The organism is Microbacterium sp. ISL-103, assembly GCF_018613995.1.
In the GTDB taxonomy this organism is placed as follows: Bacteria; Actinomycetota; Actinomycetes; order Actinomycetales; family Microbacteriaceae; genus Microbacterium.
Map to the genome: position 1 here is coordinate 1 of NZ_JAGGPD010000227.1, position 7,306 is coordinate 7,306.

Annotated in this window: 6 protein-coding genes and 1 pseudogene; 2 read left to right on the plus strand and 5 right to left on the minus strand. The window is 68.7% G+C overall.

The features are described from left to right. From J7E68_RS09265 to mtrA, 5 genes and pseudogenes are all read right to left on the minus strand, one after another. Window positions 1–244 (minus strand): annotated as a pseudogene (locus J7E68_RS09265) (hypothetical protein); the annotation flags it as partial. A 3-nt stretch (window positions 245–247) separates the two neighbouring features. Further along, window positions 248–928 (minus strand): phosphoribosyltransferase family protein, encoded by a 681-nt coding sequence (locus J7E68_RS09270; RefSeq protein WP_251048827.1) that lies wholly within the window; start codon window positions 926–928, stop codon window positions 248–250. A 111-nt stretch (window positions 929–1,039) separates the two neighbouring features. Beyond that, window positions 1,040–2,758, minus strand: a complete 1,719-nt coding sequence (locus J7E68_RS09275) for a GerMN domain-containing protein (RefSeq protein WP_215171949.1) — start codon at window positions 2,756–2,758, stop codon at window positions 1,040–1,042. Next, on the minus strand, window positions 2,755–4,434 hold the full coding sequence (gene mtrB, locus J7E68_RS09280; protein WP_215171950.1) for an MtrAB system histidine kinase MtrB: 1,680 nt from the start codon (window positions 4,432–4,434) through the stop codon (window positions 2,755–2,757). The genes J7E68_RS09275 and mtrB overlap by 4 nt, the downstream gene beginning before the upstream one ends. A gap of 7 nt (window positions 4,435–4,441) precedes the next feature. Then, the gene (mtrA, locus tag J7E68_RS09285) at window positions 4,442–5,122 is read right to left on the minus strand and encodes an MtrAB system response regulator MtrA (RefSeq protein WP_215171952.1); all 681 of its coding nucleotides are present in this window, start codon (window positions 5,120–5,122) and stop codon (window positions 4,442–4,444) included. A gap of 96 nt (window positions 5,123–5,218) precedes the next feature. On the opposite strand from mtrA, the gene J7E68_RS09290 reads away from it, so the two are divergent. Together J7E68_RS09290 and J7E68_RS09295 are read left to right on the plus strand one after the other, a co-directional pair. Then, the gene (locus J7E68_RS09290) at window positions 5,219–6,568 is read left to right on the plus strand and encodes a hypothetical protein (RefSeq protein WP_215171954.1); all 1,350 of its coding nucleotides are present in this window, start codon (window positions 5,219–5,221) and stop codon (window positions 6,566–6,568) included. After that, window positions 6,565–7,206: a DUF4129 domain-containing protein gene (locus J7E68_RS09295; protein WP_215171956.1), complete on the plus strand. Its 642-nt coding sequence runs from the start codon at window positions 6,565–6,567 to the stop codon at window positions 7,204–7,206. Before J7E68_RS09290 ends, J7E68_RS09295 begins: the two co-directional genes overlap by 4 nt. The last annotated feature ends 100 nt before the right edge of the window (window positions 7,207–7,306 follow it).

The following is a 7,306-nucleotide window of genomic DNA, read 5'->3' on the forward strand; positions in this document are numbered from 1 at the left end:
CCGGCACTCGGCCGTTGCGATACACCCGGTGGGTGACCTTCACATCCAATCGCTGCGCACGTGACGCGAACGTCTGGATCTTGGCGATCTTCTCTTCGACACCGGTTCGGAAGCGATCGGTGATACCGACCCCGACGCCAACGATGCTCGGTTCCATTGCTGCCTCCTTTTCCCGTTCCTCCCGGGGGCGGACCGTGGTCGCCTTGTGTCCCCCCACGGTAGTCCGCATGCCGACGGAAGTCACGGGTCATTTCCTGCGTGTCCCCGATGCGTTCGCATTCCGTTCGCTGTGACGGGGTGTCGCCGCCAGCGCCACACCCGCGACGACGTGGAAGCCGGCGGCGCGCAGTGCGCGCGCCCCCTCGTCGAACGTCGCGCCCGTGGTCATCACGTCATCGACGAGCATCACGGCTTGACCGCTGCCCTGCCGACGAGCGCGCATGCTCGCCCTCACGTTCGCGATCCGCTGATCCGCGTCGAGCCCTCGCTGATCCGCGCTGCGACGACTCACGCTCAGCAGGCGCTCCGACTGCTCTCCCGCACGGCGGAGGAGGAGCTCCGGCACGCGGTATCCCCTCGCGCGGAAGGAATGACGGGAGGTCGGGATCGGCGCCACGAGCGGTCTGCTCCGGGTCTGCGCGCCCCGCTCGGCGCGGAGCACGTCACCCAGGACAGCGCCGAGCGGACGAGCAGCCATCGTCTCGCCCGAGTCCTTCATCCTGCGGATGCACCGCGCCGCCACCGCTTCGAAGGGCACAGCAGCCCGCACCCGAAGGCCCGCCGGGGTGCGCAGCTCGAGCGGGGCGGGGACGAGCTGCCGCCGACACGCCTCGCACAGCATCGTCTCAGGCTGATCGCAGCCGGCGCACGTCGCAGCGAGCAGAAGGGCGAGGATCTCCGCACAGGCGACGCGGATGGTCGAGGGCATCGGCATCCGTCGATCTTCTCCGCGCGCGATCGCGTCCGCAGCAGCCTGCCGCTGCGGTGCCCGACATCTGTCAGCAACGCATGCTGTGCCGGATCCGTGCAGAGACGGTGCTCAGTAGCCCGCTCTGGTCGCGAGAAGCGAGACGCCGGTGACCGACTCGCTCCACGCAGAGCCGCTCCGTGCGAACACCGCGCCGTCGGCGCCGAGCAGACGCACTCCGGTGGCTGCGCGCGAACCGGCGATGGACACGGTCCCCGTGGGCGCGACCTCGGAGGTGCCGGTGCCGCCGACGACCTGGGTGAGCACCAGCCGATCGTCGAGATCGGACAGCAGACCCAGGCGATCGGCGCCGAGCCAGACGAGGCCTGCCACGCTGCCGTCGAGTCTGGTCAGCGGCTTGGTCGGGCCGAGCGCGGTCGGCACGCCCTCTTCATCGCGGATCACCGCCGAGACCACGACCCATCGTTGGCCTCCGACCACGATGACGGCCGCGACCCGCGCGCCGTCGGCCGAGACCCGGATAGCCGAGACGGCCGACGCGTCCGGCCACGCATCGTCGATGGGCCTCGGCTCGACGTCGCTGTCGATCGCCTGCAGTGCGGCCGGCGCGTTGGACGGCACCGACCAGGTGAACCCGTAGGGGTCCATGGTGGGCCGCACCAGCGACGACCTCTCGTCCAGAGCGTCGAACCGGCCGTCCCCCGCCAGATACACGTGCCCGTCGGCCAGCTGGACGGCAGCCTGCGAGTCGTCGATCGAGACGTCGACGGCTCTGATCGCCTGAGGCGCGGCGAGGATCTGCTCCGTCACGCCGGGGATCGGAGTGATCTCTCCGCCCACGAGGGTGCCGAACTCTCCGTCCTTCAGCACGATGCTGCCCGCCTCGACCGGAACATCGACGAGCTTGACGACGCCGGCCTCGAGTGTGCGCCCGTCGACCGTGAAGCGCACCTGGTTGATCTGCACGCCTGCAGCGATCAGCGACGCCTGCAGCTGCGTGCGCATCCTGGCGAGTGTCTTGGGGTCGAGGCTCAGTGCCGCCCGGTTCAGAGCGACATCGGCGACCTGGTCGACGTCGATCGGCACGGCGTCGCGTGCGAGCTGAACTCCCGGGGGGAATGCGCTCTGCACCGCGGGATCCAGCCATGGGCTGGGTGCGCCGCCGATCAGCGACTGCGCGATCGTCGTCGCGATCGTCGCTCGCCGCGGGAACCAGCGGACATCCGGCACGAGTCGTTCCCACGTCTGGTCGTAGTACTGCAGCGCGTAGTCGTCGTACACGCGCGCGAACCGGGATTCGTCGATCACGACACCGTCAGGGGCATCGGCGATGCGCCACTGCCCGTTGGTGCGCACGACGACGAACGCCGAGTTCGATGCAGCGAACGCCTCGGAGTATGCCCCTGTCGCATCGACACTGGCCACCTGGTCGAAGCGCACCCGCACGTCGGCCGTGTCTCCGTCATCCGCCTCCGTGTCATCTTCGATGCTCGAGAGGAAGGAACGGGAGTCGGCACTGATGTCGATCGACACCCCGGTGTTCGGGCGCCAGGTCGAGGCGAGCTCGGGCGTCAGGAACTTGCGCGCGGTGTCCCAGTTGTCGGCGGGTGTGATCGCCGCCTCCATGAACCCCTCGACGATCGCAGCCGGCCCCACCCCGTCGACCGGGCCGGAGGCGAGGGGCAGGAAGTCCTGGTCCTCCGGCGATGCCCCGAGGGCAAGACCGGGCTGCACGTCGCCGGTCGTCGGGAGGCCGGTGCAGGCGGAGAGCAGGAGGGCGACCGTCGCGATCGCGAGCCCGCGCACCAGGCGACGAGTTCTGGCGATCATTCGATGCTCCCTCGATCGAACAGCTCGGCGGGGATGTCGGCGAGCTGGATCGGCTGAGTCGCATCGCCGAGCTCGGCGAGGGGCTCCTGCGGCTCGACCTGGATCGGTGACGGCCCCTCGAGCACGTCTCCGCCACGAGGCAGCGTGAGCACGAAGTTCGTGCCGACCCCGAGCCCGGACCACACGGCCAGCGTGCCGCCGTGCAGCGTCGCGTCGCCGAGTGCGATCGACAGCCCGAGCCCCGTGCCGCCGATGGTGCGCTGACGCGACGGATCGGCCCTCCAGAATCGGTCGAAGACGCGTTCGGCGTCCGCCGGATCCATTCCGAGCCCGAAATCGCGCACTCCCGCGGCCACGGCGTACTGATTGCTGTCGACGGTGACGACGATGGGCCTTCCCTCGCCGTGCTCGATCGCGTTGCCGACGAGATTGCGCAGCACTCGCCGCACACGTCGCGGGTCCATGTCCACCGGCGAGTATCCGCCGGGAGCGACCAGCCTCAGCTCGCTGCCGCGCTCGTCGGCCAGGGGCTTCATCTGGTCGATGATGTCCTCGGCGAGGTGGGCGAGGCTCGTCGCCTCGAGCTCCAGCTGAACGGACCCGGCGTCGTACCGGCTGATCTCCAGCAGGTCGGACAGCAGCGTCTCGAACCGCTGCACCTGAGTGTGCAGGAGCTCGGTGGTGCGCGCGGTCGTCGGATCGAATTCGCCCCGCTGGTCGTTCAGCATGTCGGCGGCGAGCCGGATCGTGGTGAGAGGGGTCCGGAGCTCGTGCGACACATCCGACACGAACCTCTGCTGCACGAGCGAGAGCTCGCCGAGCTCCTTGATCTGAGACTCGATGCTGTCCGCCATGGCGTTGAAGGAGCGCCCCAGGGTCGCGATCTCATCCTCCCCATGCACGTCGATGCGGACGCCGAGGTCTCCCGACGCCAGCCGGGCGCTCGTCTCGGCGGCCTCGACGATCGGCGTGGAGACGGTGCGTAGCACGATGAACGAGATCGCAGCGACGATCGCGACGAGTCCGATCCCGGCGATCCAGAGAGTGCGCTGGACGAAGGTGAGCGTGTTGTCGGCATCGGCGAGGTCGTACGCGAAGTACAGCTCGAAGGGTCCTGCCTCCGGTACCTGCAGCTGCTGCCCGACGATGATCCCGGGGACGACGCGTCCGCCGACGTCGAGCCCGACGGATTGCCAGGACTGCCTGTCGTCGAACTGCACCACCCGATTGCTGAGCCCGCTGCTGATGACGTTGGCGCTGAGCCCCGCCGAGAATCCGTTGAGAGAGACGGCATCGGCATCGACGTCGATCCGGATGCCGGCGAACCCCTCAGCGGTCGAGTAGCGACGGAGGTCGGCCTGCACGCTGTCCCACAGCTCCTGCAGGGCAGCGGGTTCATCTCCCAGTGCTGCGGAATCGAGGGTCATCTGCGCCTGGTTCACGGCACGCGCCGCATCCTCGAGCGCCTCGTTCTTCCTCGACTCGAAGAGATCGTTCTGGATGACCAGCGCCATGGTCACGCAGGTGATCAGGATCGCGGTCGAGGTCAGGAGCAGTGTGATCGTCAGTGTGCGGAACCGCAGCGACCTGCGCCACAGCGCGCGGGTCACGGTCGGCCAGCCGCGCCAGTCGCGGATGACAGCGACCGCCGTCGTGGTCGCCGAGGTCGCGGCCATGGTGCTCTTAGCCCGCGCTCCCGGCACGGTAGCCCACGCCACGCACCGTCATGACGATCTTGGGATTGTCGGGATCGAGCTCGACCTTGGCGCGCAGTCGCTGCACATGCACATTCACGAGGCGAGTGTCGGCCTTGTAGTGGTAGCCCCAGACCTGTTCGAGCAGCATCTCGCGGGAGAACACCTGCTGCGGCTTGGAGGCGAGCGCCACCAGCAGCTGGAACTCCAGCGGGGTGAGCGCGATCGGCGCCGTGCCTCGACGCACTTCATGGGCATCGACGTCTACCGTGAGGTCTCCGACATGAAGCTGCTCGCCGACGGTCTGAGGCGCGGGACGCAGACGCGTCCGGATGCGGGCGACGAGCTCTTTCGGGTTGAAGGGCTTGACGATGTAGTCGTCTGCCCCGACCTCGAGGCCCCGCACCACGTCGGCGGTGTCGCTGCGTGCGGTGAGCATGATGACGGGCACTCCGGACTCCGCACGGATGCGCGTGCAGATCTCGATGCCGTCCATACCGGGGAGCATCAGGTCGAGCAGCACGAGGTCAGGACGCTGTATGCGCCACTCATCGACCGCCCGCGCACCGTCGGCGCAGAACACCGGTTCGAAGCCCTCCGTGCGCAGCACGATGCCGATCATCTCGGCGAGCGCGGTGTCGTCGTCGACCACAAGAATGCGTGAGGTCATAACTGTTACCTTATGGCACTCAGTTCCACGTCCCTCATGTCTGCGCGTCCGAGCGGTGTTGTGACACGATGGGAGCGCACGACGGAGGGAGTGCCGGTGAGCGGCCAGACGTGGACCCCTGCCCCGAAGAAGGGCATCATCCCCCTGCATCCGCTGACCTTCGGGATGCTGCTGGGCAAGGCCTTCGCGGCGCTTCGACACAACCCGAAGGTGCTGTTCGGCTTCGGCGTCGTGATCCAGCTGGCGGTGGTCACTCTCAGCGCCACCGTGATGGGCTTCGTGTTCGTCAGCACGTTCACGCGGCTCGAGTCGCTGTCGCCCTCATCGCCGGACTTCGAGGCGGTGTTCGCCGGAACCGTGGCGATGAACCTCGTCGCGGGCATCGCGGTCGGTCTCGCATCCATCGCCTTCACCGCCCTCATGCAGGGAGTCGTCGCGGCCGAGATCGGCTACGGGGCGATCGGCGTCAAGGCGTCGCTGGGAACCCTGTGGCGCAGGATGATCCCCTCGTTCTGGCGCCTGGCCGCCTTCGCGTCACTGTCGGTGCTCTTCGTCTTCGGCATCATCGTCATCCTCTTCCTGATCATCGCGGGTTTCATCGCCGGTGGTCTCGGAGAGTCCGCGGGGGCGATCGGCGGGGTCGTGATCCTCGTGATCCTGCTCGTCCTCGCCACCATCCCGCTCACCGTATGGCTCACGACCAAGCTGCTGCTCGTGCCCTCGATCCTCGTGCTCGAGCGGGCGAAGTTCCGAGACGCACTCGTGCGCTCCTGGCGTCTGACCCGCGGTCGGTTCTGGGTCGCCTGGGGAGTCACCTTCCTGATCGGTCTGATGATGGGCGTCGCCATGCAGGTCGTGAGCCTGCCGGTGACCCTCGTGAGCTCGATGCTCGGAACCGTGATCGCACCGACCGGCGCGACCGACACCGCGTCGATCATGGGCTTCGCCTTCGCGTTGATCGTTCCGCAGATCCTGCTTCTCGTGCTGCAGGCGATCACCCTCGTCGTCCAGAGCACCGCGGGCACCCTCGTGTACCTCGACAGTCGGATGCGCTACGAGGGCCTCGACCAGGCTCTGATCGCTCATGTCGAGCGCCGCGACCTGGGGTGGAGCGACGACCAGCTCGGCGATCCGTTCGCGGTCGACCCCTCTCGCGCGGTGACGAACGCCCCGCCTCCCGCGCAGGTGCCGGAATGGGCGATGATGGCGCAGACGGGGTACGACGGGCAGCAGTACCCCGGGCAGCCGCCGTACCCCGCCCAGCCGCCGTACCCCGCACAGCCGTACCCCGCGCAGCAGCAGTACCCCTCTCAGCCGCCCTACGCGCCGGCCCCGCAGTCCGCGCAGGCGACTCCGCCCCCGCCTCCTCCCGCATTCACGCCGCCGACACCGCCTGCTGACACCACCTGGACAGCTCCGGGTTCCGGCGGCGAAGGGTCGGCATGATCCGTCCGTTCGACGACGCCCTCATCCCCGACGGGGACGAAGCCAGGAATTGGGCCGAGCAGGAGCTGTCGGATCCTCGGTACGCGGATGCCACGCCCACCTGGTTCGATCTGATCGCCCGAGACATCGCGCGCTTCCTCGCCGACCTGTTCAGCTCCGACAACGGAGCGAGCGTCGGGCCGTCCGCATTGATCATCGTGGGCATCATCGTGTTCGGGGCGCTGATCGCGGCCCTCATCATCTGGGGGCGCCCGCGCCGAGCGAATGCCGTGCGACGCCCACGGGGTGACCTCCTGGGCTCGGACGACGACCGCTCGGCTGCTCAACTGCGGGCCGATGCCGAGCGCAGCGCCCGCAGCGGAGACTGGGACGAGGCGACCATCCTGCGCTTCCGGGCTCTCGCGCGGGGCCTGCTGGAGCGGGACCTCATCGATCCGGCCCCCGGGGCCACGGCCCAGGGCATCGCACGCGAGGTCGCCTCGGTGTTCCCTGCAGAGGCGGAGGCGGTACGGCATGCCGCGGTCTCGTTCGACGACGTGCGATACCTGCGCCACCCGGCGACCCCCGAACGATACGCCCAGCTCGCCGCCGCCGATGACCCGCTCGTCGCACTGCGACCTGACCTGGTGAGCGCATGACGGTGCTCGCACAACCCGATTCTGCGGCGACGACCACAGCCGAGCGCGTGCCGCGGCGCCGGCGTCTCCGATCGCTGATCGGATGGGCGAACGTCGTCGC